Origin of the sequence: Salegentibacter sp. UBA1130, from assembly GCF_002311535.1 — a bacterium.
Taxonomy (GTDB): domain Bacteria; phylum Bacteroidota; class Bacteroidia; order Flavobacteriales; family Flavobacteriaceae; genus Salegentibacter; species Salegentibacter agarivorans.
The window spans coordinates 321,263-347,620 of the sequence record NZ_DCAP01000038.1 but is presented as its reverse complement, the minus strand read 5'-3'; the positions used below and the strand labels follow the sequence as shown (position 1 = coordinate 347,620).

The window sequence follows — 26,358 nt, the reverse complement described above, 5'->3', positions numbered from 1 at the left end:
AGTTAAGATTGTAATATTTTAATGAGTTGTTTTCTTTCAGAAACATATACTGTTCCGAGAAAGACTATTAATAAGCTAATTCCAACGAAATAATTTCCGCGGAAAACATAAAAGGAAAATACCGAAAATAAGACGGAAAGTACTAAATAACCGCCTATTTTTTTAAGGTTATATGGAATAGGATAATATTTTCTTCCGTAGAAATAAGAAAGGAGCATCATTACTCCGTAAGCAACCAAAGTTGCGATCGCAGAACCGGTATAGCTTATATACGGAATTAAAATAATATTGAGCACCAGGGTAAATAGTGCACCTACTACCGAGATATAACCTCCAAACCGGGTACGATCAGTAATTTTATACCAAACCGAAAGATTATGGTAAATGCCCAGAAACAGGTTTGCCAGTAAAATAAGCGGAACAATATGCATTGCCTCCCAGTAAGTACTATTCTGAATTAAAAGTTCTTTTAAAATATCTATAAAAACAATTACGGCTACGAGGATAAAACTTCCAAAAACCACGAAATACTTGGTAATAATCGCATAGGTTTCCTGGGCGTTTTTAGCTTCAGCGTGACTAAAGAAAAACGGTTCTATTCCCAGTCTAAAGGCCGTAGCAAAAAGCGTCATAAACAAGGCTAATTTATAGCAGGCCGCATACGCACCAATCTCATCTCTGGCAATATTCTGCGGAAGCAGATAATCCAACATTATCCTATCAAAAACTTCGTTTATCGAGAAAGCAAGTCCGGCGATTAAAACCGGAAAAGCATAAGACATCATAGCTTTCCAGAGTTTGCTATTAAACCTGAAATCTATTTTAAAATAGAAAGGAAGCATCATTAACAGCGTAACACTGCTGGCCACCAGGTTGGAAATAAAAATATAACTGATCTCAAAATCTGGAACATAAATACTTTGGAAAACTGAATTTTCTAAAGCCAAATCTTCCAAAAACAGTAAAAAGAAAATATTTAACCCCAGGTTTATGCAAACATTTATGATCTTAATTACAGCAAAACGCATAGGTTTTTCAGCTGCTCGAAGCCAGGTAAACGGGATAATAACCAGGGCGTCCAGGAATAGAATCCAAATAACCAGTTGAATATATTTAACCGGGATATTTACCATTTCCGCAATAAAATCCTGCACTAAAAAAGCCGCAGCGAAGAACACTAAAGAAGTCGTAACCAGAGACCAGCCGGAAGTACTTAGTACTTCTTTGCTATTCTTCATTTTATTGTAAAACCTAAAAAATGCGGTTTCCATCCCATAAGCAAGGATGACATTAAAAAACACAAAATAGGCGAAGATTATAGAAACTTCGCCATATTCTGCTTTTGGTAAAACGTGGGTATAAAGTGGTATTAATAAAACATTCAGCATACGCGGCAACACCGTGGCGAGGCCGTAAATAAATGTTTGCTGAAATAGTTTTTTAAAGGTACTCAACAGGAGAGAAAATTAGATTTTAGTTCTGTTCTTGGATTCCTGTTAACTTGTAATATTTGGTTTTCTCATTCTGGGAAAACACGAGAATTGCTTCATCATCTTCAATCTCAAAAGGCATTTGTTCTGTTTTTTGTGGTACCCTATTTTTGTTTTCTTCAGCAGGATCAGAGCTCATAATATCCATACCATTGGTACCGAAATTAGCAATAAATAAATTGGTTTGTTCGCTATCCTGAACCAATGGAGATTTCATTCCTCTAAAATAAACACTTTTCAAATTCACACGATTATCCTGAATAACGGCCACAGGAATGTGGAGATCTAACCCATTTTCACCCTGGGTATAATAAATACCCTGAAACTGTGCGGGTGCGCGCTCCTGCAGTTCTTTATTGCTACCGCAACCTGTAATTAAAGTTAAAGCGAATATACTGCTGAATAAAAAAAGTAGTTTTTTCATAATAGAAAGTTTGTTGTTTAAAAGTACAAAAACAAAACGCATACCAAATAAAAAACCCGTAGTTAACTTACGGGTTTTTAGAACGGAATTACTTCCGGAATATTATTTTTGGTTTTATCCATTCAATGCTTCGGCACCACCAACAATCTCAAGGATCTCATTGGTAATAGAAGCCTGTCTCGCTTTGTTATAAGACAATTTAAGATCGTCTCTTAGCTCTTTGGCATTATCGGTTGCCTTATGCATAGCCGTCATACGAGCGCCGTGTTCTGAAGCGAAAGAATCTCTTAATGCTTTAAACAATTGCATTTTTAAAGATTTAGGAATAAGCTCTTTTACGATTTCGATCTTTGATGGTTCGAAAAGATAATCCAACTGTTTTTCTTCTTCGGTATCAAATTGTTCAATGGGCAAAAATTGCTCATGCTGTACAATTTGAGTAGCCGCATTCTTAAACTGGTTGTACACCAATACTATTTTATCATATTTTTCGTCTAAGAACAACTGCATCAATTCTTCTGCGATTTCAGATACGTTTTCAAACGTTAGATCGTCGTAAATTTCGTTGTTATTCTTATATACTTCGAAGTCCTTTTTAAGAACATCATTGGCTTTTTTACCTAAAGTATAAAGTGAAACATTTTTAGACTGGTAATCGTTTTTGGTTTTATACCTAACGCCTTTTACAATATTAGTATTAAAAGCACCTGCAAGACCTTTGTTAGATGAAATAGCAACAACCAATACGTTTTTTACCTCACGGTCTTCGGCGTATTTACTGCTGGTATCATCATCCAGGGTTGCACTTAAATCCTGTAACAGCTGGGTTAATTTTTCAGAATAAGGTCTCATTTGCGTAATTGCATCCTGAGCCCTGCTCAACTTTGCCGCCGACACCATTTTCATGGCGCTGGTGATTTGCATCGTTGAAGATACTGAAGTAATCCTGCTACGTAATTCTTTTAAGTTTGCCATTTTATTTAGTATTGAGTATCGAGTATTTAGATTTTAGACAAAATACTCGATACCTATAATTTATTTAAAGTTTAAATATGAACTTAAGTTTCTAACTACTCTAAGCTCAATACTCAATACTATTTTTTATACTTAGCTGAAAGCTCTTTCGCTACTGAAACTAAAGTATCTGTAACTTCATCGGTTAATTTACCGGCTTTTAGAGTATCTAAAACATCTCTGTGTTTAGTATCTAAAAACTGTAAATAATCTCTTTCAAATTCTTTTACTTTTTCTACCGGCACATCCTTTAGCAAGTTTTTAGAACCTGCATAAATAATTGCGATTTGGTCTTCTACCGGGTAAGGATCGTTTTCTGCCTGTTTAAGGATTTCTACGTTACGCTTACCTTTTTGAATAACTCTTAAAGTGGTTGGGTCAAGGTCTGAACCGAACTTAGCAAAAGCCTCTAATTCACGGTATTGTGCCTGGTCTAATTTTAAAGTACCGGCAACTTTTTTCATCGACTTAATTTGTGCTGAACCACCTACACGAGATACAGAAATACCAACATCAATCGCAGGACGAACCCCCGAGTTAAATAAATCTGAAGTTAGGAAAATCTGTCCATCGGTAATCGAAATTACGTTGGTTGGGATATATGCTGAAACGTCTCCTGCCTGAGTTTCAATAATTGGAAGCGCGGTTAAAGAACCTCCTCCTTTTATTTTTCCTTTAAGAGAATCAGGAAGATCGTTCATATTTTGTGCAATGTCGTCGTCATCAATAACCTTTGCTGCACGCTCTAATAATCTTGAGTGTAAGAAGAAAACATCTCCAGGATATGCTTCACGTCCCGGTGGGCGACGTAAAAGCAAAGATACCTCACGGTAAGCAACGGCTTGTTTAGAAAGATCATCGTAGATAATCAAAGCCGGGCGACCGGTATCCCTAAAATACTCTCCAATAGCTGCACCGGCAAATGGAGCATAAACCTGCATTGGAGCAGGGTCTGATGCATTTGCGGCCACTATGGTAGTATAAGCTAAAGCTCCTTTATCTTCAAGTACTTTGGCAATCCCTGCAACGGTTGAGGCTTTTTGCCCAATCGCTACATATATACAATGTACAGGTTCCCCTGCATCATAAAATTCTTTTTGGTTAAGAATGGTGTCAATACAAACGGTAGTTTTACCGGTTTGACGGTCACCAATCACAAGCTCACGCTGTCCTCTACCTACAGGGACCATCGCATCAATAGATTTGATTCCTGTTTGCAACGGTTCTGTTACCGGCTGACGGTAAATTACACCTGGCGCTTTACGCTCTAATGGCATTTGAAAAGTTTCCCCTTCAATATCACCTTTACCATCTATAGGCTGTCCTAAAGTATCTACTACACGACCTACAATTCCTTCACCAACATTGATGGAAGCAATTCTTTCGGTTCTTTTTACTACAGATCCTTCTCTAACATCCTTAGAAGGCCCTAATAAAACGACACCTACATTGTCTTCCTCAAGGTTTAGTACCATTCCTTCAAGGCCGCTGTCAAACTGAACCAATTCTCCGTATTGCGCGTTGGCTAAACCATACACATTGGCGATACCATCACCAACAGTAAGAACAGTTCCCACCTCGTCTAAAGAGGCTCCGCTTTCAAAACCTGATAATTGTTTCTTTAATATTGCTGATACTTCAGCAGGATTTACTTCTGCCATAATTATTTAAGATAAAATGCCACTATAATCTCGTGACTGTTTTTATTAAATTTTTCAAAGCCCATTATAGGCATTTTATAAATAAGACCAAAAACGATTCGAAACTGCTTTTGACCGACAAATTTTATATAGTAGAACTATATGAATTATCTTTTAATTCTCTTTTTAACCTATTGAGGTTTCGGGATACGCTGGCGTCATATTGTAAATCGCCAATTCTTAAAACAAAACCTCCTATAATATCTTTATTGATAACATTTTTAATCTTAGCGCCGGCTCCGGTTAATTTCTTTACCTTGGCTAAAATCTTTTCTTCCAGTTCTGCTGTTAATGGAACTGCGGTAGTCACTATAGCTTCCTGAGACTTATTCAAGGTATTGTAACGTACTATATAATTTCTTGCTACAAGATCAAGAAGATTAATTCTTCCATTTTCAATAAGTACATCAAAACTGCCCTGAGTAATTTCACCGGCATCTTTAAAGATTTCCTTTAAACTGGCTTTTTTAACCGATGAGTTTACAACCGGACTTTTAAGCATATCGGCAAGATCTGGACTACTTGCAATGGTTTGAGAAATTTGCTGCATATCTGTAAAAACAATATCTGCTGTATTTTTCTCTTTTGCCAAGTCCAAAATTGCTTTGGCGTAACGTTGTGCTGCCCTGGTTCCTTTCATTACATCTTAGTTTAAGGTAGCGTCTTTCAACATCTTATCTATCATTTGATGTTGTTTCTCTTCGGTAGATAATTCTTTTCCAATCACTTTTTCAGCAATCTCAATAGAAAGTGTAGCTACCTGGTTTTTAATATCGGCCATTGCTGCACGCTTCTCCATCTCGATGTTTTCTTTAGCTTTGGCTACAATTTTATCTGCCTTTTCCTGGGCATCGCCTTCAGCTTCAGCAATCATCTTCTCCTTCAACTGGCGTGCTTCTTTAAGCATTTCGTCTCTTTCGGCACGAGCTTCCTGCAATAATTTTTCATTATCTGCCTTAAGATTTTGCATTTCTTTACGCGCATCTTCAGCAGAAGCAAGGGCTTCATTAATAGATTCTTCACGGGTTCTTACCGCACCAAGAATTGGCTTCCAGGCGAATTTGGCAAGAATAAGCATCAGCACTAAAAATACGATGGTTTGCCAAAATATTAGACCAACTTCTGGAGTAATTAAATCCATAATTCTTTATTTATATAATACCGTTAACATCATTTTTTTTAAAAAAGCCCATTCGCAACCAACCGTTACGAATGGGTTTTTGAAATCTTCTTAGGTGGTCAATACACCTAAAAGCGCAGCTACAACTCCAAAAAGAGCAACACCCTCTACAAGTGCAGCAGCAATAATCATTGCAGTCTGGATTTTTCCAGAAGCTTCTGGTTGACGGGCAATAGCGTCCATTGCGGCACCGCCAATTTTACCAACGCCAATAGCGGCTCCAACAACTGCTAATCCAGCTCCTAAAGCTGCAAGACCTACGTGTAATAATTCCATAGTATAAAAATTAAAAATTAAAATTAATGATGTTCATGTTCCGCAACCGCCATCCCAATAAACAGGGCCGACAGCATTGTAAAAATAAACGCTTGAAGGAATGCTACTAACAATTCCAGTATTGTGATGAAAAGGGCAAAAGGAACCGAAATCCCGGCAACTCCAGCGCTTTCCAATATAAATATCAATCCAATTAAACTCAATATAATAATGTGACCCGCGGTAATATTCGCAAATAAACGAATCATAAGTGCTACCGGCTTAATGATTAAGCCAAGCACCTCTACCACCGCCAAAATTGGCTTCACAAAAGTAGGTATTCCCGGCATCCACAAAGTATGTTGCCAAAAATCTTTATTTCCGTTAATTAAAATTAAAGCAAGGGTAAAAAGACCTAAAGAAACGGTTACCGCGATATTTCCTGTTACGTTGGCTGCACCTGGCAACAAACCTAAAAGGTTAGTGATCCAAATAAAGAAGAACACTGTTAATAAAAACGGCATAAACTTCATATACTTCTTATCACCAATTTGAGGTCTTGCGATCTCATCGCGAACAAAAAGCACTAAAGTCTCTAAAATATTATTGAAACCAGCAGGAGCTTTTTTATTCTTTTTGTGGTGACCGGCCAAACCGAAGAAGAAAATCAACATTAAAATAACAGTTAAGAACATAGCAGCTACGTTCTTGGTTATAGAAAAATCCCAGGGTTTACTGGCATTTAATACGTTATGCTCTTCATCAAACTCCACAGTTTCTGCACCTGCGTCTAATTTGTAAATATCTTCGTGATAATTTACAAAACGCATCCCATCTTTTTCTACCACGTGATGCCCTTCGGTATCGTGATGAAATTCACTAGACATAAAAGTTACAAAACCACCTTCTTCAGTAAAAAGAATTACCGGTAATGGCAATGTAAAAGAACTATCTCCTTCCCCAAAGAAATGCCAGCCGTGAGAATCACCAATGTGGTGCATAATCATATCGGTAGGATTAAATTCTTTAGATTCTTCTGCCTCCGGATCTGCTTTGGCAAAAGCGTTAAAAGGAAGTAAGGCTAAGGCTAGTGTAAACGTCACTATAATCTTTAAAGATTTATGTGCTATCATAGTACCTGGTCTGCTTAAAATTATGGGCTCTAAATTCGGCTGCAAAGGTATACTTTTAATTTTTATTTGAAAGCACCCCAACTAAAATTTTAGCAAAAGCGTTATTTTTATCATTATAACTGATAAACAGTATTTTAAGTCTTGTTTATTAGTTTCACTGCGTACAGGGTCTCAAAGACCAAAAACAAAAAGTAAGGAATAAAAAAAGCAAGAACATTTACAAAGACTGCATTTACCTCGCTCAAGACTAATGGCAGCAAAAAAATTACCGCCGCTACCATTTTAAACAAGCTTAATCCCATAAATGCAAACCCGGTTTTATCGGTGAAATTCTTATAAACAAAAACCAGGCTTAAATAAATTAGAAATGTGGCCAGAAAATGAAAAAGATAAATACTAAAACTACTATAGTAAAATTCTACTTCAAATACATACTGCTGTAATAGGAATTGAATAAGCCATAGTAAAATACTAAAAGGAAGCAATCGCTTTAGGAAAGCTAATAATTCATTTTTCATTTTTTTCGTCTTCTTCGCTCATTTTAATTACACTTCTATAAACCTGGTAAAGCGCTATAAAAACGCCCAACAAGGATAAGGAAATTGTAAATGCCGAATATTTATTCGGAAATTTCCCGTCTAACCAAATGCCCAATAACACACCTCCGGCGATAATAATTCCCATCTGGAAAGCAATATTCACAAAACCCAGGTATTTATTTAAATTATCGTTTTTCATAATTTAAGCTGAAAAAATCTTAATTGATCGGTTGTGGGTATTCTTCTAAATTCTTTTGAATTTGTATAATCCTATAATTTTCTGAGGAAATAGGCATTGATTCTTGTTCCACTAAATAATCTTCATTTATTTGAAGTAATTCAGCAAAACCTTCTGCACGATTAAGATCTTCAAGGCCGTGTACCATTACAAAAATCGTTTCCGGATTATAAACATCTATAGAAACTGAAAGATGATCGTATTTAATTTCTGAAATCGCTGTCTCTATTTTTTCTTTTAAGGCTGAAGCTGCTTCCTGTTCTGAAATATCAAACCTGTAAAGTAGTTTATAATTCTGCTGAAGACTGTCGGTATTAAATTCCAAACCACTTAACTGTGGAATTGTTTTATTTAAAATTCCCTGGGCTTTTTTTCCTTCCTGGGTTTGCGGATAGGTTAAAGCCACGTGATTTAATGCACTTTTATAAGCTTCCAAACCTAAAAGTCTTCCGCTGGCCTGGGCTTTTAAAAGTTCAAGCTTTGCAACAATGGGATCTCCAGCAAATTCTGAAATATAACGGTTTGTTTCAGCAATAGCCTTTTCAAAATTTTGTGCCTCAAAATTTCGGTAAAGTTCTGCATAAATTGCTTCAGGAGAATTTTCATCTTCTCTAATACTTTCAGGATTCAAAATATAGGCGGCATAGCGGGAATCTGGGTAATTCTCCAAAATTTCCTGCTTCATTTCTTCAGCCCTAAAACTTTGATTTGTGGCCTGGTAAATCTGGTACAAATTATACATAGAAGGCAAAATAAGGCGTTCGTCTGAAGAAATTTCTAAAACAGCCTCCAATCTATCCTGCGCCATTTTATATTCCCTGAAATTCTCTTTATAAATTATTCCGAGTTGATAATACGCAAAATCCCTGTTCCGGGTTATGGTATCCAAAACGGCCAAATCTGTCGGGATTTGATCTATGTAGGTATAAGGATCCAGCCGCGGATCGTTGTCTAAAACCTGCTGTGAAAGCCCGGCTTCTTCTGCCACTGCATCTTCCCTTTCAAAACTAACTTCTGCCCAGCGCCAGTTATCTGCTAACGGCCTATCTCCCCACTGATTCAAAAATTCCTGTCTCCCCTGTTGAACCCTCGCTTCACTATAAAAATAAAAAGTACGCGCAGAAGCTGGTGGCTGCCTGCTTTCTATGCCCGGTAAATTCACAGGCATAGCAGCTGCATTATTATCGGCTTCTAATTTAGCTCGTAAATCTGTGGTATAATTCTTAAAATAATCCAGTTGTTCAGCCGGCATCATTTGGCTTAACTGCAAGATGCTATCGTTTTTATAAGCTATGTCTTCATACCTAATAACATCTTCCAGGTTATCCCTTTTCTTTTTTATAGTTCTAAATTCTCTTAGTTGCGGATCCATCTCTGCCAGGGTACTGTCAAAATATTTACTGGCGGCCAGGTAATTGCTTCGGTCAAAATTAATATTGGCCAGGATTTCATAATTAATGGAACGTAAATAAATATCACTCGCCGGTTCACGCAGCGATTTTTTATAATATTCTACCGCAGTATCTACAGAATCTAAACGGTTATAATATTCACCAATTTGGAAATAAATTTTATCTAAAAATGGTCGATTTTCGCGGTCTTCTTCCAATTCACGAAGCATTTCCCGCAATTGGTAATTATTGCCCTGCCCCATTTCAAAATTCCGGGCTTTTTGCACATAGGCATTAATCATATAAATTCTAGGGGCTTTCCTGTTCAAATCTATCACTTCATCAAAAGCAGCGTTTGCTTCAGAAATTTCTCCCAATCGATTATGAAGTTGGCCAAGAATATAGAAATAGCGTCCTTTTTCTTCGTTGTTTTCGGTAAATTCGGCTGCATTCCTTAAGGGAACAACCGCACTGTCTAAATGCCGCAGATTGATATAAGCCTGGGCCATAGTTGCACTGGCATCAGCAATATCCTGTTCTTCAAGATGCTCTAAATCCAGTACTTTTTTGAGATTATTCACCGCAAGACGATTATTATCCAGGCGCATATGGGTTTTTTCTCGCCAAACACGGGCGTGAATAATATTGTTGCTGGCAGGATAACGTCTTAAAATATAATTGAAAGCTTCTAACGCTGGAATAAAGCGTTGATCAAAATACCGGGCTTTTCCCAGCAATAAATAAGCTTCATCTATTTGCGGATTTCTTTCTTTTCCTTCTATCAGCATCGAGTGCCGCTGAATTGCTTTTACCGCTTTTTCTTCGGCGTAGCCAAAATTCTGATTTCTGATGCTATCTGGCAAAACGATGTTTTCATCAATTTGCATACGCTCAATGGGTAAGATATCCCAGTAATTATCGGCGTAGTTTTGGTTGAGTTCCTCCTTACCTTGCTCCAGGCCTAAATTACCGTTATAGAGCGTATTATACTCTGTAGTAACGGCGTGCCAGTTTCGGTTTACAAAGGTGTTATTTTTGCGTGAACAGCCAGCGATGCTCCCAACCAGGAGCAACAATAAAGTAAGTTTGGTAATTGTATTCAAAATTAACCGGTTCTCGATGGCTTTATAACTAAAAATCAGTTTGTTTAGTGTGCAAAAATACGCTTCTTTTTACAAACGCAAACCAATTTGCTACAGTTCTTCAGCCTGAGCCGCGCCTACTTCACCAGAAAAATAACTTTCCAATTCGCTTAAAGTAGCCTCCGAAGTTTTAATATCTTTTACCGGTATACCTTTAGCTAAAACCACAATTCGCTCACACACTTCGGTCACGTGAATAAGGTCATGACTGGAAATTAATACAGTGGTTTCACGATTTTCGGTAAGATCTTTAATAATCTTTTTCAATCGAATTTGAGTTGTTGGATCTAAATTGGCAAAAGGTTCATCTAAAATCACCACTTTGGGATTTCCTATTAGCGCCGCAACAATTCCCACCTTTTTCTGATTCCCTTTAGAAAGGTCTCGTAAATATTTTCTACGTCCAATAATTTCTCCATGGAAGAAATCTTCAAAATTGGCTAAAAAAGCATCAATATCAGCTTTATTAGCGCCACGTAAATCCCCTACGAAATAAAAATATTCTTCGGGAGTTAAATAGCCAATAAGGAAACTTTCATCTATAAAAGAAGCGGTAAAAGGTTTCCAGTCTTCACTCTGGCTTACGGTGATCTCGTTATTAAAAATATTCCCCGTGGTTGGCTGAATTAAATCCAACAATAAACTGAAAAAAGTGGTTTTACCGGCACCGTTGTTCCCAACCAGGCCAAAACTTTCTCCTGTTGGAATATCAAGATGATCTATATTTAGAACTTTTGTGCCTCCGTATATTTTACTAAGGTTTGTAGCAGTTATCATATTTATAAATTTTATTCGCCGGTTTGTTTAAAACCATTAATCATTGCGTATTTTCTTTTTTGGTAAACTCCGGCAATGTATTTCATTAAACTAGATCGCAATAGCAGACCAAGAATTCCCAAGCCGGAAAGCCCAATTAAACCTGCTTCAAATCCTATGAAATAATCCAGAAGCCAGAAGATTAAAATTGGTAAAAACATTAAGGGTAGGCCAACTATCCATTGAGCTGCGCCTGTGCCCTGATAATTCATAAACGGACTTTTATCCAGGTCTATTCTCTTTTTATTAAAAGAGCCTGAATACAGCAAAATAGGAACATTTACGCCAATATTATATAAAGCGGCCACCATATTTATCAATAAAATATTCCAGCCAAAATAAATATAAGGTGTGCTTAAAATAGCCAGTATTATTACGCTAAAGCTAATTAACATCGCTTTGGAAGACAGGTAATCTTTTAACGGGATGTTTTGCGACATAATCATTGGATAATAAGATGCATCCCAGGAAGGCACAAATTGACCAAAATTGATCATAAAAATTCCGGTCATAAAAATACCGACAAATACATACATAGCTGGATGCCCATACATATCGCTAGGGTAAATAAATAAACCGTAGCACAACAAAAGCAAGGACATATAAATTGTTGTTTTTGGTCTTTTATTTCTCCAAATTAGTTTTAAATCTAATTGAAGAAAAGGCGCAAGGGCTCCAAATTTTTTAGTCCAAACAAAATCTTTTGTATCGGCATCTTTTTGTTTTTCCTTTAAACCGGCATCGAGATAAAACTTGCTTTCCAGGTTAAGTTGGTTCCATTTATAAAAAGCAATTACCAGAATTATAGGTACAATAGCCAGGTAAGGGTTTAAAACCAGGTAATCCATCATTTTGCCAAACCAGAAACTTATCTCAAAAACTTCAAAATATTCCAGTGCGCCCAAAATCACTACTAAAAGAATGGCGGGAATTAATGCTTTTAGATTATCGGTAAATTTCTTTTTAATAATAAAATTTAGAAAATTTATGCATTGAGTTGTGGCAATCATCGCTACCATCCAACCCAGAATATTCCAGATTCCATAATCACCTTTATAAATGCAAAAAATTCCGAAGGGAATAATTATAAATAATGGCAGAAAGTTAAAAAAGGAATACATAGACTTAAGCAGTACAAAATTCACCGCTTTTCGTCTGGGAATTGGCAAATTTAAAAGTGGTTTTATATCTAAAACCGGCAGTGTTTGCAGCATAAACCTAAAACCGAGTTCAAAAACCAGCCACAGTAAAACAAAACGGTTTACCATTTGTAAAGGATCCTGGTCTGGAAAAGTTTCCTGCAGCAAAGGATAAAGACCAATTCCCAAAGCGAGAAATGCTACAGAAAAATATAAAGCCAGAAAAATAAGCAGAACTTTTAATCCAATACTCTTCCCCACACTTGCGGAACGGAAAAAAGATTTCCATTCTAACCATAAAAACCGTTTAAACATAATTTAATAATTTAACCCATTAACGGGATTAAAAATACTAACCCAAAATGATTAAATACCCAAAATAAAACATCAGTATAATCAGGTTACGGGCATATTTACCTTACATGTATAGAAATTTAGGTATTTGTTACACTCTTTAATTTCACATACTTTGTATTTTTGCCAAAAATAAATTTTTGATGAGTCAGTTTTTTCCGTTAGAAATAAAAGAAGTTATTAGGGAAACCCCGCAGGCAGTGAGCTTGTCTTTTAATATTCCAGAAAATTTAAAAGAAGAGTTTAAGTTTGACGCGGGCCAATATATTACGATAAAAATAAAATTAGGCGACGAAGAATTAAGACGTGCTTATTCGCTTTGCTCGGCACCAAATTCAGGAGAATTCAAAGTTACCGTGAAAGAAGTTGAAGGCGGTAAATTTTCTGTAATTGCCAATAATAAACTTAATGCCGGCGATGTTTTAGATGTTCACCCGCCAGAAGGGAAATTTATTTTAAAACCTACCGGTGAAGCTAGAAATTATGCAGCCTTTGCAGCAGGAAGCGGGATTACCCCGGTGCTTTCTATTATAAAAACTGTTTTAGCCGAAGAACCAAAAAGTCGGTTTGTACTTACTTATGGAAATAAATCTCCAGAAGAAACTATATTTTTCAAGGAATTGCTGGAACTTCAGGCTAAATTCCCCGATAGACTTTTTATTGAATTTGTATATAGTCGTACCCGGGAAGACAATTCACATTTTGGAAGAATTGAAACCAGTACGGTGAATTTTGTGGTGAAAAACAAGTTTAAAGATCACGCCTTTGATGCTTTTTACCTCTGTGGACCTGAAGAAATGATTAACCAGGTAAGCGATGTTTTAAAAGAAAACGGCGTTACCGAAGACAAAATTCTTTACGAACTTTTTACTTCTGAAGAAACGGGAGCTATAGAAACCAATGTAGAAGGCCAAACTGAACTTACCATTATGGTAGACGATGAGGAAACCACTTTCTCTATGGATACCAAAGAAACGGTTTTAGACGCCGCTTTGGAGCACGATTTAGATGTGCCTTATTCCTGCCAGGGCGGAATTTGCAGCAGTTGTATTGCCAGGATCGTAGAAGGAAAAGCCGAAATGCGTAAAAATCAAATCCTTACCGATGAAGAGATTGCACAAGGCTTGATTCTTACCTGCCAGGCGCAACCGCTTACCCCAAAACTAAAGGTAGATTACGACGATGTATAGTTTCTTACCGGAAAAGTCTGAAAAGCTTACCTTGTAGGAACAAAAAATATTTATGCTGAAACTCAAAAATGTCTCCTTTGCCTATGCTGAAGAACCGGTTTTAAAAGATATCGGTTTTACACTGGAAAAAGGAGAAAACCTATCTGTAATTGGGGAAAGCGGCTGCGGAAAAAGTACGTTACTAAAACTTATTTACGGCCTGCTGCATACCGATGGCAAGATTTTTTGGGGAGAAAAAGAACTTTTAGGCCCCAATTTTAACCTTGTGCCAGGCGAGCCGTTTATAAAATATCTCGCGCAAGATTTCGATTTAATGCTTCCTTTAAGTGTTGCTGATAATATTGGGAAATATCTTAGTAACCAATATCCTCAAAAAAAGAAAAAACGTATTAAAGAGTTACTGGAAGTTGTTGAAATGACCGAGCTAGCCAATAAAAAAGCGAAACTCTTAAGCGGCGGGCAACAACAGCGCGTAGCTCTGGCAAGAGCACTGGCCAATGAACCCGAATTGCTTTTACTGGACGAACCTTTTAGCCATATAGATCATTTTAGAAAAAATAATTTACGCCGCAGACTTTTTGATTATTTAAAGGAAAACAATATCACCTGCATTGTCGCCACCCACGATAGTACCGATGCACTTTCTTTTGCCGATAAAACCATTGTTTTAAAAAACGCAAAAATTTACGCTGAAAATTCTCCGGCAGAATTATATCAAGATCCGCCTAATAAGTATGTGGCGTCCCTCTTTGGCGATGTAAATGAGTTAATGCTAAAGGAGCTGACTGAAGATGATAGCAGTCGAAAAAAAGTAATTCTTTACCCCGAAGAAATTAAACTTACCCAAAAAGCAGGAATTAAAGCCGAAGTAAAAAAATCCTGGTTTAAAGGCGAAACCTGGGTAATTGAAGCCGATTTAAACGGGAAAATCATTTATTTTAATCATTCGAAAGCTTTAAAAGAAGGGAAAAAGATAAGTCTCAAAGTTTCCGAAAAATTAATTAAATCAAGGTTGAAGTAGTTTAAGCTTCGCCACAAATACACGAATTGTTTTAGTCTCTTTTTCGAAGTTTTTTTCTTCAATCTTAGCGTCAAACGAGCCACTCAGGAGCGCGGTAATCTTTGGAATGACTGTTTCAGTTGTGCAGATTGCTTCAGTCGTACCTTCTTCCTTGGCACATTATTTATAGATATTTGCTCGGGAAAAAATATTAAAGCTCCTCCCATTTTTTCAAGGGGAGGTGGCCGTAGGCCGGAGGGGTTTGATATCAAAAAGTTTTTCAGTTGTTATTTTATCGGTTGTCCAACCACCCCGTTCTTCAGCTGCGCTGAATTCATTCCATCCTTTGAAAGTAGGGGAGCTATTTTATAGAATATTCGTGAATTCGTGCCTAATCATTTTAATTTAAAAGACTTCCAAAATTTCAGCTGATTTTCCATTAAATGTAATTTCTTCACCGGCTTTTTTATGAAGCAATAATTGCGCGATTGGGGAATTGGCGCCAATGGCAAAATACTCTTCGCCATCTACAATAATACGATCTGCCGGGATCGCGATAAAATAATTAGCCATATTGGTCTTTACCGCAGTTCCTAATTGAGCGGAAACATTGTTAGTTCGGCTTTTAGCAACATTAAGCGTATTTCTTAGATTTTTAAATTGCTGTAGCTGTTCGGCTAGTTTATTTATTTCCAGGTTTATCATTTCCCGGCCGGTTTCATATTTATCGCCCGCACTGCTTTTGGTTTCGTTTTCCAGATCACTTTCAAGTCCGGCCATAGCAGCTTCAATACGCTTTATACGTTCGTCCACATAAGCTTCACAGGCTATATAAAGTTTTTCTTTTATTGCATTCATAGATTATTCTCTTTTTGAAATATGAGAAGTTTGTAGAATCGTCATCCTGAATTTATTTCAGAGCATGCTCCGATATTTGTTCGGAGTTCTAAGCGTTCATTAATCCTCACCAATTAAAAATCTGAAACCAGTTCAGATTGACGGTAATTTTTTTACTGATTTACTCTAAACTAAACTTCCCGTAATTCTGCATTTGCCTTACAATCCAGTTTTTTCTTTGATTTATATAATTACTGGCAGGATTTGCCCGGTATTCTCTAGGATTCGGTAAAATAGCCGCAATTGCAGCAGCTTCGTAGACAGAAAGATTTGCAGCCGATTTGTTAAACCAATGCTGTGCAGCAGCTTCTGCGCCGTAAATTCCGCGGCCCATTTCAATACTATTTAGATAAACTTCTAAAATTCTTTCTTTACTCCAAAAAGTTTCGATCAAAAAAGTGAAATATACCTCCAGGCCTTTTCTTAACCAATTTCTCCCCGGCCATAAAAATACATTCTTTGCGGTTTGTTGGGAAATTGTGCTGGCGCCGCGTACCCGCTTTCCTTTCTGATTATCTTCAATGGTTTTTTCTATAGCTTCAATATCAAAACCATTATGTTTTACGAAATTTTGATCTTCACTGGCAATTACGCCAAGTTGCAAATGCCGGGAAATATCTTGTCGTGGCACCCAGGAATGTTGAATTTTCTCCTCAGGATTTTCAAAATATCGAATAGCCATTAACGGCGTAAACGGTACCGGAAACCATTTAAACAGCAATACAATTAAAAGCGAAAACAGGAGTAAAATTCCTGCAAGTTTCAATAGAAATTTGAATATTTTTTTAATCATTTTATCAATTCTGAAAGTTCTTTCCCTACTAAACTGCCAATAGCAACACCCATTCCGCCAAGGCGAACTCCGCAAAAAACATTATCTGAAATTTGTTTAACGACCGGATTTTTCTGCTTTCCAACGCCCATAATACCGCTCCAGCGTTCATCGATCTCAAAAGCAGTTTCAGGCAAAATTGTGGTTTTTAGTAATTTCTCCAGTTTTTGCTGAATAAGTTTCGTTTGAGCGATTTCGGTAGTTTCTTCGGTTTTAAAATCCAGGTTTCTGCCACCGCCAAAAAGAATACGATCGTCAATATTTCTGAAATAATAATAACCCTTATCCAAATGAAATGTACCCTTAATTTCCAGGTTTTTAATCGGTTTGGTGATCAAAACCTGGGCGCGGGCGGGTTTTACCTGAGCAATTCCCAATTTTTCTGAAAATCCATTAGTAGCGATCAATAATTTATTTGCTGAAAAATCTAATTTATCGGTTTTAATCTTTACTGAGTTCTTTGTTTCTACAAATCCTTCAACTGTAATATTATTCAGGATTTTGATGCCGGACTTCTGCACTTTATGTAGCAGAGCTTCCATCATTTTCCCGGTATTTAATTGCCCTTCAAATTGATTAAAAATGAGTTTTTTTTGAATATTTTTAAATCCAAAACTGTCTTTTTGAACACTAAAAACAGCGTCTCCAAATATTGGTTTCAGCATTTTATTAAGTTGTGGTAAAGCCGACCTACATTCTTCAAAAAGAGTTATATCCTCATTGACAAAAAGTTCGTAACCGCCATATTCTTTATAGCGAATATTTTGATCTCCAAGATTCTTCCGAAGCAATTTTAAACCTTTTAACCGTTTTTGTACTAGTTGTAGCACTTCCTCTTCAGAATGTGAATTTAGATCGTCAAGAATCTCTGAAACACTTCCAAAACAGGCAAATCCGGCGTTTTTTGTACTCGCACCATTGGGTAAAATTCCGCGTTCCAAAATCAGGATTTTCGATTTCGGGAACCGTGTTTTTAAATCAAGCGCACAATTTAGCCCGGTAATTCCGCTACCTACAATACAAAAATCGATATTTGAAAACCAGGTTTTGGTTTCCCAGTAAGAAAAGTTCATTGAATGAGTTAATTTTCAATGAAAATACGAAATTAAAAAAGGAGGCTGTCTGAAAATTCTAATCAACCTGGTTTAAGTTCAGAGCATATTTGTATTTGTAACTTGTTAGATTCTGATACAATCCCTGCTGAACGACAGGGCAGGTTCAGAATAACGTAAATCCAGTAAATAAAAAGACCTCACAGGTTTTGGAAACCTGTGAGGTCTTATATTTAGATTCACTGAAAAAACTTAATCCTCTTTTTCGAGTGGTTTCATTTTAAAATCTTCCATAAACTTAGTGGTGTAGTTCCCTTCAATATAATCGGGGTGATCCATAAGTTGCCTATGGAAAGGAATCGTTGTTTTTATCCCTTCTATTACAAATTCATCTAAGGCGCGTTTCATTTTATTGATCGCTTCTTCCCTGGTTTGGGCAGTAGTGATCAATTTCGCGATCATAGAATCGTAGTTTGGCGGAATAATATATCCACTATAAACGTGGGTATCTATTCGTACTCCGTGACCGCCGGGAGCGTGCAAATTCGTGATTTTTCCCGGTGAAGGCCTAAAACCGTTAAAAGGATCTTCAGCATTAATTCGGCATTCTATAGAGTGTAACTGTGGGAAATAATTTTTCCCAGAAATTGGCACTCCTGCCGCTACAAGAATTTGCTCTCTAATAAGATCGTAGTCTATTACCTGCTCGGTAATTGGGTGTTCTACCTGAATACGGGTATTCATCTCCATAAAGTAGAAGTTTCGGTGTTTATCTACCAAAAATTCTACGGTACCGGCACCTTCATACTTAATATATTCGGCAGCTTTTACTGCGGCCTCTCCCATTTTCTTTCGAAGGCTATCGGTCATAAAAGGAGATGGAGTTTCTTCGGTTAATTTTTGGTGACGGCGTTGTACCGAGCAATCCCTTTCTGAAAGGTGACAGGCTTTACCCGTGCTGTCTCCTACAATTTGAATTTCAATATGGCGAGGCTCTTCAATAAGCTTTTCCATATACATCCCGTCGTTTCCAAAAGCAGCGCCTGCTTCCTGGCGGGCAGAATCCCAGGCATCTTCAAGATTTTCTTCTTTCCAAACGGCTCGCATTCCTTTACCACCACCACCGGCGGTAGCTTTTAGCATTACAGGAAAGCCTATTTCTTTCGCAAGTTTTTGGCATTCCTTAAAATCTTTCATCACCCCTTCTGATCCTGGAACACAAGGAACTCCCGCAGCTCTCATAGTGGCTTTTGCGGTAGCTTTATCTCCCATTTTCGCGATCATATCTGGAGAGGCGCCGATAAATTTTATATCGTGCTCTTCACAAATCTTTGAAAACTTGGCATTTTCTGAAAGAAAACCATAACCGGGATGAATAGCATCTGCATTGGTTATTTCTGCAGCAGCAATAATATTTGAGATTTTTAAATATGATAAATTACTGGGCGGAGGTCCAATACAAACGGCCTCGTCGGCAAATCTTACGTGAAGACTTTCAGCATCTGCGGTAGAATAAACCGCCACGGTGCTAATTCCCATTTCTTTACAGGTGCGAAGTATGCGCAATGCGATCTCGCCCCTGTTTGCAATCAATATTTTTTTAAACATACCTATTGTTTTTTTGGCCCGGGAAAAATTTCCCTTAAGCTAAATGGGCAGTAATTTATGATGGATCTACTAAAAATAATGGTTGGTCGAACTCTACAGGAGAAGAATCGTCTACCAATACTTTTACTATTTTCCCTGAAACTTCGCTTTCAATTTCATTGAAAAGTTTCATAGCCTCAATTACACAAAGCACATCACCTTCTTTAATTGAATCTCCTACTTCTACAAAAGTTGGCTTATCTGGAGAAGGTTTACGGTAAAATGTTCCAATTATAGGAGATTTTACGGTAATATAATTTGAATCTTCTCCTGCAGGTGCTTTTTGCTCTTCTTTACTCTGGGAATCACTTTCCTGAGAAGGAGCAGGTGCCTGTTGTTGAGGTTGCTGTTGAGGCTGTGGCTGTGCAGGCATTTGCTGCATTTGGCCGCCCATTGGCACATGTTGAACAATAGTTTCTTTCTCGTCTGAGCCTGTTTTAATGGTGATCTTTACATCGCCCGTTTCCAGTTTTACCTCGCTGGCACCAGATTTGGCTACAAACTTGATTAAATTCTGAATTTCTTTTAAATCCATAATAATAGGGTGTTGGTTTTTTTAAGAATTATATGCCCATTTTAAATAGGTCGCCCCCCAGGTGAAGCCGCCCCCAAATGAAGCAAAAACTAAATTATCTCCTTTTTTAAATTGCTTCTCGAAATCGCTAAGCAATAAAGGCAAAGTAGCCGATGTAGTGTTTCCGTAGCGCTCAATATTCATAAGCACTTTTTTATCTTCCAGTCCCATGCGGCTAGCCGTTGCCCCCACAATTCGTTTATTTGCCTGGTGCGCCACAAGCCAGTCTACATCTTCATTGGTTAATTTATTACGTTCCATAATATTAGCACTAACTTCTGCCATATTGGAAACTGCAAATTTAAAAACCGTTTTACCGTCCTGTCTCACATAATGTAATTTATTGGCTACAGTCTCTGCAGTAGGTGGCATTAAAGAGCCTCCCGCTTCTATTCTAAGAGAATCCCTTCCAATAGAATCGCTTCTAAGCAGCTCGTCCTGTAAGCCAAAACCTTCTTCATTTGGTTCCATAAGTACTGCACCGGCGCCATCTCCAAAGATAATACACGTAGTTCTATCGGTATAATCAATAATAGAAGACATTTTATCGGCTCCAATTACCAGTACTTTTTTGTACCGACCAGATTCTATATACGCTGAAGCGGTAGACATTGCATATAAAAATCCTGAACATGCTGCCTGAAGATCGTAAGCAAAAGCATTTATAGCACCTATTTGGGTCGCAACGTGAACTGCGGTTGCAGCTACAGGTAAATCTGGAGTGACAGATGCAAGAATAACAAGGTCTATCTCTTTTGGATCGAGATTAGATTTTTCTAATAAATCTTTAGCTGCTTCTATTCCTAAGTATGAAGTTCCTTTATTAGGGTCTTTAAGTATTCGGCGTTCTCGTATTCCGGTTCGGCTGAAAATCCATTCATCATTGGTCTCAACCATTTCTTCCAACATTTTGTTGGTTAACACATCTTCGGGCACATAAGCACCCACAGCGGTAATTGCTGCTGTGATTTTATTCATAGATTTGACTTTTAACCCCTTTTACGTTCTAAAAAAACGTAAAAACTTAAAAAGAAAAGTACTAATTTTTCTTTGAACGGGGGTGCAAATTAAGGTCTTTTTAGCACTTATTCAACTTCAAACAAAAAACTCTCACGTGGGTGAGAGTTTTTATAAAAAGTTAAAGCTCTATGTTAAATTAAGCTTCTATTTCTTCGGTATTGTCAATTAATACCTGGCCTCGGTAATATAGTTTACCTTCATGCCAGTGTGCTCTGTGGTACAAATGCGCCTCTCCTGTTGTAGGATCTGTAGCTATTTTAGGTACCGAAGCTTTATAATGTGTCCTTCTTTTATCTCTTCTGGTTTTCGAGATTTTTCTCTTTGGATGTGCCATGGCTTGCTGTTATTTATCGTTTAATAAGTTTTTTAATTTATCCCAGCGAGGATCTATTTCATCCTCATCATTTTTATTCTCGTTATTATTAATACTTAATTCTTCAAGTTTATCAAGTACGTCAGATTCTAAAGTACCGTCTTCTACCCCGGGATGCACCCTTTTTAATGGTATAGACAAAACTATAAGTTCGTAAATATATTGCTGAATATTTACTTCAAATTCACCGTGTGGCAAAATAAGTAAATCTTCATTTTCATCGTTAAATTCTTCTCCAAACTTAATTACCAAAAACAAACTGCCGTCTATAGGCTGATTGTATGGCTCATTTGTGAGGTCACAATTTACGTTTACAGCACCCGAAGCTTTAAAAGTAAGCTCCATCATTGTTGTTTTCTTCTCCAACAACAAATCAACTTTAACATTGGCACTATTTAAATCGTCGTACTCAAAATGCTCAAAGAACTCATTATCAATATCGTATTCAAACTGGTGTTTTCCCAGCTTTAATCCCACAAAAGGAATTGTATACGCTGCTAATTTCCTCATCTCATCGTCAATTTCTTGCCCGGGCCGCTTCGGCTTAGGCGGGTGCAAATATATAAAAATTAATAAATTAGAGCGCTGTTATAAACAAATTTTTGTTTATAACTTTCTACCCTGTTTCTTTAAAGGGTTTTTGGTGAGTTCCTTATATTCTTCACGGCATTTATGAATTTCTATTGCTCGAAAAACAGCTTCTTTAAAAGAATTAATATTAGCCGAATTTGTTCCAGCTATTTCAAAAGCGGTACCGTGATCTGGCGAGGTTCTTACCTTACTTAAACCAGCGGTAAAATTCACCCCATTCCCAAAAGAAAGTGTTTTAAACGGAATTAAACCCTGGTCATGATAAGAAGCCACCACTGCATCAAAATTTACGTAATTTTTTGAACCGAAAAAACTATCGGCTGAAAATGGGCCAAAAACCAAATCGCCTTTATCACGTAATTTCTGAAGGGTAGGCTTTAAAATCTCTTCATCTTCTTTTCCAATTACTCCATTATCTCCACTATGCGGATTTATTCCTAAAACAGCAATTTTTGGTTTTTGCACCCTAAAATCCTGTTTTAAGGTTTCCTGAATTATGTTTAGTTTCTTTTCAATTAACTCTGGGGTAATTGTATTCGCAATATCTTTTAGTGCTACGTGATCTGTAAGTAAACCAATTTTTAAGGTGTCGGTAATCATAAACATAAGACTCTCCCCTTCAAGTTCCTTAGCTAAATAATCGGTATGGCCGGGAAAATTAAAATCAGCCGACTGGATACTGTGTTTATTGATAGGTGCCGTAACTAACACATCAATTTCATTTTCCTTAAGCGATTTTGTTGCAGCCTGAAGCGATTTAAAAGCATATTCACCAATTTTAGGATCTTCTTCGCCAAAATTGATATTTACCCCCTCTTTCCAAACATTAACAACATTAATTTTTCCATCTATAGCTTTTGAAGCCTCATCTATTCCCTGGTAGTTAAGGGAAAGATTAAAATGTTTCTTTAAAAAAGTGAGTACTTTAGTAGAAGCAAAGATTACCGGGGTACAGAAGTCTAACATCCTGGAATCATCAAAGGTTTTAAGCATTATTTCACTTCCAATTCCATTTAAGTCTCCTATGCTTATTCCTAATTTCACCTTTTCTGCTTGCTTCATCTGCTTATAATTAGTGGGAATATTTCTTGCTAATAAATTACCATTTTCAATCCAAAATTAAATCTGGATTTGTTCTGGGCTATTTCATTAAACTTCCCGTGTTTATTTATATTTTTACATCACAAATGTAAGAATAATCCAAAGATATGTTTACCGGAATTATTGAAGAAGTAGGAGAAGTAAGCCGCATAGAAACCGAAGGGGGAAATATGCATTTTCACATTAAAGCAGCAATGATGCCCGAATTAAAAATAGACCAAAGTGTAGCGCATAACGGCGTTTGTCTAACTGTGGTTTCAATTAAGGATAATGAGTATACCGTTACTGCAGTAGCCGAAACACTGGAAAAAACGAATTTAAAGAATTTGGCTGAAGGCGCACCGGTAAACCTGGAACGTGGAATGAAGTTAGGTGACCGCTTAGACGGCCATATTGTACAGGGACACGTAGACCAAACCGCAATTTGCAAAAAGGTAGAAGAGAGAGACGGCAGTTGGGAGTTCACTTTTGACTACGACCCAACTTTGCAAAATATTACGATTGAGAAAGGTTCTATAACCGTAAATGGCGTGAGTTTAACTGTTGTAAATTCTAAGAAAAATGAATTTAGCGTCGCTATAATTCCTTATACCTACAAACATACCACATTTAAAAACCTTACGGAAGGAGCTATTGTAAACCTGGAATTTGATGTTATTGGGAAATACGTTAAACGCCTGCAGGATTTAAAGTAATTATTTTCTATTCTTAATATGATGAATACCCAGCGCTAACCCAGCAGCGATTAAAGCTGAAATTCCAAAATCTATGGGAAGACCTGGGGGTGGAGGAATTGCAGTTGGACTAGGCTCTGGAGGATTTTGTCCTAATACTACTTGAGAGAAAAAAAGGAGTATTAAAACAAGTATATATTTAGAATAATTATTTCTCACATCAACCCTCATAATTCGTGCGTAATGTACTACATTAATGTTATTCGCCAAAAAACTTTGTTGTGGAGTAGATATACGTAAAAGTTAGCAAGTTGGTTTTTGTACGGGGCATACTTTATAAAAATAATACAAATTTGCTATACTTTAACCATTTTTACAAATTAATCTATTTCCCTATTAACTCTATAATTTAGTACAGGCTATTCAGCGCAAATTTTAATCCTTTTATCCCTGTACCCATTTTTCAACCTTTTCGAACAATTGTTTTTTCTGAAAAGGTTTGGCCAGGTAATCATCCATACCAACCTCAGCACATTTTTGTCTTTCGGTAGCCATAAAGTTAGCTGTTAATGCTACAATAGGCGTTTTTAACCCCATTTCTTTTCTAAGAAATTTCGTAGTGTCATACCCATTTTTGACCGGCATTTGAACATCCATAAAAATCAGGTCATAAGTGCTTTTCCTCAAAAACGAAAGAGCTATTTCTCCATTAGAAGCAATATCTACCTCAAGACCTTTTCCTTTTAAAAGGGCCTTTACCAATCGCTGATTTAGTTCACTGTCTTCGCAAATTAAGATTCTTCCTGAATACTTTTCCTCAAAATTATCTTTCGCATCTTTAACAAGCTGTTTTTCCTGAGTGGCTTTTTCAAAAGGAATTTCAACAATAAAATCGGTTCCTTTTCCGGGTTCACTCTTTACTTCAATTGTTCCTCCCTGTTTTTCTATCAACTGTCTGGAAATATTTAGTCCTAAACCTGTGCCACCATACTTTTGAGAGGTATTTTTATCTGCTTGTAAGAAACGTTGAAAAACAGTCTCCAATTTATTCTTCGGAATACCAATTCCGGAATCTGAAACTTTAAATTTCAATATTGTTTTATCAGCAGTTTCTTTTGTCACACTTAAAAATAATTTCACACTTCCTTCTGAAGTAAATTTTATAGCATTTCCCAAAAGATTAATAAGTACCTGCGAAAGTCTATTTTTATCTCCCATTAATAAAGCAGGAACATTAAATTCAATATGCGGTTCAAACCCAATTTTCTTTTGGTGCGCCTTTAAATGTAAAATTGAAAACACTCTATTTACGGCATCCCTAATATCAAAAACATCTTTATCTATTTGTAATAGGCCTGCATCCATTTTTGAAAGATCCAGGATATCATTTACAATAAATAGCAAGGAATCTCCTGCGATTTTTACCGCTTTTAAATAATTTGTTTTATGCGCGTCTTTTTCATTCTCCAGTAAAAGATCGGTAAATCCTAAAACTGCGTGAATTGGTGTTCTAATTTCATGACTAACATTTGCAATAAAGTTATCTTTCTGTTCATTAAGGCTTTCGGCCATTTCTTTGGCCTTTTCCAAAGAAATTTCTGCTTCAATTTCTTTAGTAATATCCTGTGAAATCTTTACCACTTTTATCACATTCCCATCCAGGTCCTGAATTGGATTATAAGACGCCTGTAAATAAAATTCAGATCCATCTTTATGGATTCTACGTACACGACCCGTTTTATATTCACATTTTCTTAGAGAAGCCCATAGTTGCTTATTTTCAGCATAATCGGCCGGAGTAATAAACTTATGATGAGGACTCCCTAACAGTTCCTTTTCAGTATATCCTGAAATTTCTTCAAAATTTCGGTTTACAGAAATTATCGTTCCATCTGGTTTAAATTCTACAACTCCGCTAGAATTTTTAATCGCCTGCATTAAGGATCTATTCTCGCTCTCTTTGAGTTCGAGTTTCTTTTCTGTGCGTGCGATTCGTTTTTCGAGAATACTATTTAATTCCTTTCCCAGACTTTTATTCTTTTTCCTGGCTTCTATGAGGTGCATTGCCTGGTTGGTAAGTAATTTCAAGGCTTGTCTTTGCTGGGCATCAAGCTTTCTTGGTTTGCCATCTACAACGCAAACCGTCCCAATATTATGGCCGTTTTCAGCCTTTAAAGGCATCCCGGCATAAAACCGAATTCCATTTTCTGAAGTAACGTGAGGATTATCTTTTACCCTTTCATCTAAACGAGCATCAGAAATTTCAACCAGTTCATCCTGCTTAACAGTATATTGGCAGAATGTTTCTTCTAACGGTGTTTCACTGCCATCAAGACCTACCTTGGCTTTATACCACTGTCTTTTATCGTCTATCATTGCAATAAAAGCAACGGGGACATCGCAAATTAGGGCAATAAGCTGCGCTAGCTCATTAAAATCTTTTTCGTAGGGTGTATCAAGAATATTATAGGAAAGTAAGGTTTGAAGCCTTTTTATCTCCTTATTCTCATCAATTTTAGTATTATTCATAAGGGGCGTTATGAGCGGCTAAGGTATTAAATAAGAACTCTCTGCACTTATGATTTTGATAAG

26 protein-coding genes are annotated in these 26,358 nt (G+C 36.9%); 3 read left to right on the top strand and 23 right to left on the bottom strand.

Going from position 1 to position 26,358, the window contains the following annotated elements; all coding sequences use genetic code 11:
- Positions 1–2: 2 nt before the first annotated feature.
- From B4F31_RS16460 to B4F31_RS16400, 13 genes are all read right to left on the bottom strand, one after another.
- Positions 3–1,454 (bottom strand): oligosaccharide flippase family protein, encoded by a 1,452-nt coding sequence (locus B4F31_RS16460; RefSeq protein ID WP_075325470.1) that lies wholly within the window; start codon positions 1,452–1,454, stop codon positions 3–5.
- A gap of 19 nt (positions 1,455–1,473) precedes the next feature.
- Entirely contained in the window at positions 1,474–1,914 is a 441-nt protein-coding gene (locus B4F31_RS16455) for a hypothetical protein (protein WP_075327883.1), read from the bottom strand.
- A 114-nt stretch (positions 1,915–2,028) separates the two neighbouring features.
- Positions 2,029–2,889: an ATP synthase F1 subunit gamma gene (atpG, locus tag B4F31_RS16450; RefSeq protein WP_093304528.1), complete on the bottom strand. Its 861-nt coding sequence runs from the start codon at positions 2,887–2,889 to the stop codon at positions 2,029–2,031.
- 119 nt (positions 2,890–3,008) lie between these two features.
- Positions 3,009–4,589 (bottom strand): F0F1 ATP synthase subunit alpha, encoded by a 1,581-nt coding sequence (gene atpA / locus B4F31_RS16445; protein WP_075325468.1) that lies wholly within the window; start codon positions 4,587–4,589, stop codon positions 3,009–3,011.
- Positions 4,590–4,713: 124 nt separating this feature from the next.
- Positions 4,714–5,268, bottom strand: a complete 555-nt coding sequence (atpH, locus tag B4F31_RS16440; RefSeq protein ID WP_075325467.1) for an ATP synthase F1 subunit delta — start codon at positions 5,266–5,268, stop codon at positions 4,714–4,716.
- A gap of 6 nt (positions 5,269–5,274) precedes the next feature.
- Positions 5,275–5,769, bottom strand: coding sequence for a F0F1 ATP synthase subunit B (locus B4F31_RS16435; RefSeq protein WP_075325466.1), 495 nt, complete (start codon positions 5,767–5,769; stop codon positions 5,275–5,277).
- Positions 5,770–5,859: 90 nt separating this feature from the next.
- Positions 5,860–6,084 (bottom strand): ATP synthase F0 subunit C, encoded by a 225-nt coding sequence (gene atpE, locus B4F31_RS16430; protein ID WP_037318413.1) that lies wholly within the window; start codon positions 6,082–6,084, stop codon positions 5,860–5,862.
- A 23-nt stretch (positions 6,085–6,107) separates the two neighbouring features.
- The gene (gene atpB, locus B4F31_RS16425) at positions 6,108–7,196 is read right to left on the bottom strand and encodes a F0F1 ATP synthase subunit A (protein ID WP_075325465.1); all 1,089 of its coding nucleotides are present in this window, start codon (positions 7,194–7,196) and stop codon (positions 6,108–6,110) included.
- 134 nt (positions 7,197–7,330) lie between these two features.
- Positions 7,331–7,714, bottom strand: coding sequence for a hypothetical protein (locus B4F31_RS16420; protein ID WP_286761771.1), 384 nt, complete (start codon positions 7,712–7,714; stop codon positions 7,331–7,333).
- Entirely contained in the window at positions 7,704–7,934 is a 231-nt protein-coding gene (locus B4F31_RS16415) for an AtpZ/AtpI family protein (RefSeq protein WP_057482400.1), read from the bottom strand. Before B4F31_RS16415 ends, B4F31_RS16420 begins: the two co-directional genes overlap by 11 nt.
- A gap of 19 nt (positions 7,935–7,953) precedes the next feature.
- Entirely contained in the window at positions 7,954–10,467 is a 2,514-nt protein-coding gene (locus B4F31_RS16410; protein WP_286761770.1) for a tetratricopeptide repeat protein, read from the bottom strand.
- Between the two features lie 90 nt (positions 10,468–10,557).
- Entirely contained in the window at positions 10,558–11,283 is a 726-nt protein-coding gene (locus tag B4F31_RS16405) for an ABC transporter ATP-binding protein (protein ID WP_093304538.1), read from the bottom strand.
- A gap of 11 nt (positions 11,284–11,294) precedes the next feature.
- Positions 11,295–12,776, bottom strand: coding sequence for a DUF5687 family protein (locus B4F31_RS16400; protein ID WP_075325461.1), 1,482 nt, complete (start codon positions 12,774–12,776; stop codon positions 11,295–11,297).
- Positions 12,777–12,958: 182 nt separating this feature from the next.
- Here B4F31_RS16400 and B4F31_RS16395 point away from each other — a divergent pair, with 182 nt between their 5' ends.
- Both B4F31_RS16395 and B4F31_RS16390 read left to right on the top strand, forming a co-directional pair.
- Positions 12,959–14,005: a ferredoxin--NADP reductase gene (locus B4F31_RS16395; RefSeq protein ID WP_286761769.1), complete on the top strand. Its 1,047-nt coding sequence runs from the start codon at positions 12,959–12,961 to the stop codon at positions 14,003–14,005.
- Between the two features lie 52 nt (positions 14,006–14,057).
- A complete protein-coding gene (locus B4F31_RS16390) occupies positions 14,058–15,026 on the top strand; it encodes an ABC transporter ATP-binding protein (protein ID WP_286761768.1) in 969 nt (322 codons plus the stop codon).
- Between the two features lie 384 nt (positions 15,027–15,410).
- Here the strand turns inward: B4F31_RS16390 and B4F31_RS16385 are convergent, their stop codons facing one another.
- The 9 genes from B4F31_RS16385 to pdxA form a co-directional block, all read right to left on the bottom strand.
- Positions 15,411–15,863 carry a transcription elongation factor gene (locus tag B4F31_RS16385; protein ID WP_286761767.1) on the bottom strand — a complete coding sequence of 151 codons (453 nt, stop codon included), beginning with the start codon at positions 15,861–15,863 and terminating at the stop codon, positions 15,411–15,413.
- Positions 15,864–16,023: 160 nt separating this feature from the next.
- Positions 16,024–16,695, bottom strand: a complete 672-nt coding sequence (mtgA, locus tag B4F31_RS16380; protein WP_286761766.1) for a monofunctional biosynthetic peptidoglycan transglycosylase — start codon at positions 16,693–16,695, stop codon at positions 16,024–16,026.
- The gene (locus tag B4F31_RS16375) at positions 16,692–17,807 is read right to left on the bottom strand and encodes an NAD(P)/FAD-dependent oxidoreductase (RefSeq protein WP_075325456.1); all 1,116 of its coding nucleotides are present in this window, start codon (positions 17,805–17,807) and stop codon (positions 16,692–16,694) included. The genes mtgA and B4F31_RS16375 overlap by 4 nt, the downstream gene beginning before the upstream one ends.
- Positions 17,808–18,038: 231 nt before the next feature.
- On the bottom strand, positions 18,039–19,394 hold the full coding sequence (accC, locus tag B4F31_RS16370) for an acetyl-CoA carboxylase biotin carboxylase subunit (RefSeq protein WP_075325455.1): 1,356 nt from the start codon (positions 19,392–19,394) through the stop codon (positions 18,039–18,041).
- Between the two features lie 55 nt (positions 19,395–19,449).
- A complete protein-coding gene (gene accB, locus B4F31_RS16365; protein ID WP_075325454.1) occupies positions 19,450–19,968 on the bottom strand; it encodes an acetyl-CoA carboxylase biotin carboxyl carrier protein in 519 nt (172 codons plus the stop codon).
- Positions 19,969–19,989: 21 nt separating this feature from the next.
- Entirely contained in the window at positions 19,990–20,985 is a 996-nt protein-coding gene (locus tag B4F31_RS16360) for a beta-ketoacyl-ACP synthase III (protein WP_075325453.1), read from the bottom strand.
- Positions 20,986–21,163: 178 nt separating this feature from the next.
- The gene (rpmF, locus tag B4F31_RS16355) at positions 21,164–21,361 is read right to left on the bottom strand and encodes a 50S ribosomal protein L32 (protein WP_037318365.1); all 198 of its coding nucleotides are present in this window, start codon (positions 21,359–21,361) and stop codon (positions 21,164–21,166) included.
- A gap of 9 nt (positions 21,362–21,370) precedes the next feature.
- The gene (locus tag B4F31_RS16350) at positions 21,371–21,910 is read right to left on the bottom strand and encodes a YceD family protein (protein WP_075327882.1); all 540 of its coding nucleotides are present in this window, start codon (positions 21,908–21,910) and stop codon (positions 21,371–21,373) included.
- 96 nt (positions 21,911–22,006) lie between these two features.
- The gene (gene pdxA / locus B4F31_RS16345; protein WP_093304540.1) at positions 22,007–23,053 is read right to left on the bottom strand and encodes a 4-hydroxythreonine-4-phosphate dehydrogenase PdxA; all 1,047 of its coding nucleotides are present in this window, start codon (positions 23,051–23,053) and stop codon (positions 22,007–22,009) included.
- Between the two features lie 146 nt (positions 23,054–23,199).
- Between pdxA and B4F31_RS16340 the strand changes: the two genes are divergently transcribed.
- Entirely contained in the window at positions 23,200–23,787 is a 588-nt protein-coding gene (locus tag B4F31_RS16340) for a riboflavin synthase (protein ID WP_075325451.1), read from the top strand.
- Positions 23,788–24,210: 423 nt separating this feature from the next.
- Here B4F31_RS16340 and B4F31_RS16335 read toward each other — a convergent pair whose 3' ends face one another.
- Positions 24,211–26,295 (bottom strand): ATP-binding protein, encoded by a 2,085-nt coding sequence (locus B4F31_RS16335; protein WP_075325449.1) that lies wholly within the window; start codon positions 26,293–26,295, stop codon positions 24,211–24,213.
- Positions 26,296–26,358: the final 63 nt, after the last annotated feature.

What these genes read in the sequence shown, in the direction of transcription:
- pdxA (WP_093304540.1), bottom strand. Translation starts at nt 23,053, where the DNA reads ATGAAGCAAGCAGAAAAGGTGAAATTAGGAATAAGCATAGGAGACTTA.
- atpH (WP_075325467.1), bottom strand. Translation starts at nt 5,268, where the DNA reads ATGAAAGGAACCAGGGCAGCACAACGTTACGCCAAAGCAATTTTGGAC.
- B4F31_RS16400 (WP_075325461.1), bottom strand. Translation starts at nt 12,776, where the DNA reads ATGTTTAAACGGTTTTTATGGTTAGAATGGAAATCTTTTTTCCGTTCC.
- B4F31_RS16395 (WP_286761769.1), top strand. Translation starts at nt 12,959, where the DNA reads ATGAGTCAGTTTTTTCCGTTAGAAATAAAAGAAGTTATTAGGGAAACC.
- accC (WP_075325455.1), bottom strand. Translation starts at nt 19,394, where the DNA reads ATGTTTAAAAAAATATTGATTGCAAACAGGGGCGAGATCGCATTGCGC.
- accB (WP_075325454.1), bottom strand. Translation starts at nt 19,968, where the DNA reads ATGGATTTAAAAGAAATTCAGAATTTAATCAAGTTTGTAGCCAAATCT.
- B4F31_RS16405 (WP_093304538.1), bottom strand. Translation starts at nt 11,283, where the DNA reads ATGATAACTGCTACAAACCTTAGTAAAATATACGGAGGCACAAAAGTT.
- atpB (WP_075325465.1), bottom strand. Translation starts at nt 7,196, where the DNA reads ATGATAGCACATAAATCTTTAAAGATTATAGTGACGTTTACACTAGCC.
- B4F31_RS16390 (WP_286761768.1), top strand. Translation starts at nt 14,058, where the DNA reads ATGCTGAAACTCAAAAATGTCTCCTTTGCCTATGCTGAAGAACCGGTT.
- B4F31_RS16435 (WP_075325466.1), bottom strand. Translation starts at nt 5,769, where the DNA reads ATGGATTTAATTACTCCAGAAGTTGGTCTAATATTTTGGCAAACCATC.
- B4F31_RS16415 (WP_057482400.1), bottom strand. Translation starts at nt 7,934, where the DNA reads ATGAAAAACGATAATTTAAATAAATACCTGGGTTTTGTGAATATTGCT.
- B4F31_RS16350 (WP_075327882.1), bottom strand. Translation starts at nt 21,910, where the DNA reads ATGAGGAAATTAGCAGCGTATACAATTCCTTTTGTGGGATTAAAGCTG.
- B4F31_RS16375 (WP_075325456.1), bottom strand. Translation starts at nt 17,807, where the DNA reads ATGAACTTTTCTTACTGGGAAACCAAAACCTGGTTTTCAAATATCGAT.
- rpmF (WP_037318365.1), bottom strand. Translation starts at nt 21,361, where the DNA reads ATGGCACATCCAAAGAGAAAAATCTCGAAAACCAGAAGAGATAAAAGA.
- mtgA (WP_286761766.1), bottom strand. Translation starts at nt 16,695, where the DNA reads ATGATTAAAAAAATATTCAAATTTCTATTGAAACTTGCAGGAATTTTA.
- atpA (WP_075325468.1), bottom strand. Translation starts at nt 4,589, where the DNA reads ATGGCAGAAGTAAATCCTGCTGAAGTATCAGCAATATTAAAGAAACAA.
- B4F31_RS16335 (WP_075325449.1), bottom strand. Translation starts at nt 26,295, where the DNA reads ATGAATAATACTAAAATTGATGAGAATAAGGAGATAAAAAGGCTTCAA.
- atpE (WP_037318413.1), bottom strand. Translation starts at nt 6,084, where the DNA reads ATGGAATTATTACACGTAGGTCTTGCAGCTTTAGGAGCTGGATTAGCA.
- B4F31_RS16385 (WP_286761767.1), bottom strand. Translation starts at nt 15,863, where the DNA reads ATGAATGCAATAAAAGAAAAACTTTATATAGCCTGTGAAGCTTATGTG.
- B4F31_RS16360 (WP_075325453.1), bottom strand. Translation starts at nt 20,985, where the DNA reads ATGAATAAAATCACAGCAGCAATTACCGCTGTGGGTGCTTATGTGCCC.
- atpG (WP_093304528.1), bottom strand. Translation starts at nt 2,889, where the DNA reads ATGGCAAACTTAAAAGAATTACGTAGCAGGATTACTTCAGTATCTTCA.
- B4F31_RS16340 (WP_075325451.1), top strand. Translation starts at nt 23,200, where the DNA reads ATGTTTACCGGAATTATTGAAGAAGTAGGAGAAGTAAGCCGCATAGAA.
- B4F31_RS16420 (WP_286761771.1), bottom strand. Translation starts at nt 7,714, where the DNA reads ATGAAAAATGAATTATTAGCTTTCCTAAAGCGATTGCTTCCTTTTAGT.
- B4F31_RS16455 (WP_075327883.1), bottom strand. Translation starts at nt 1,914, where the DNA reads ATGAAAAAACTACTTTTTTTATTCAGCAGTATATTCGCTTTAACTTTA.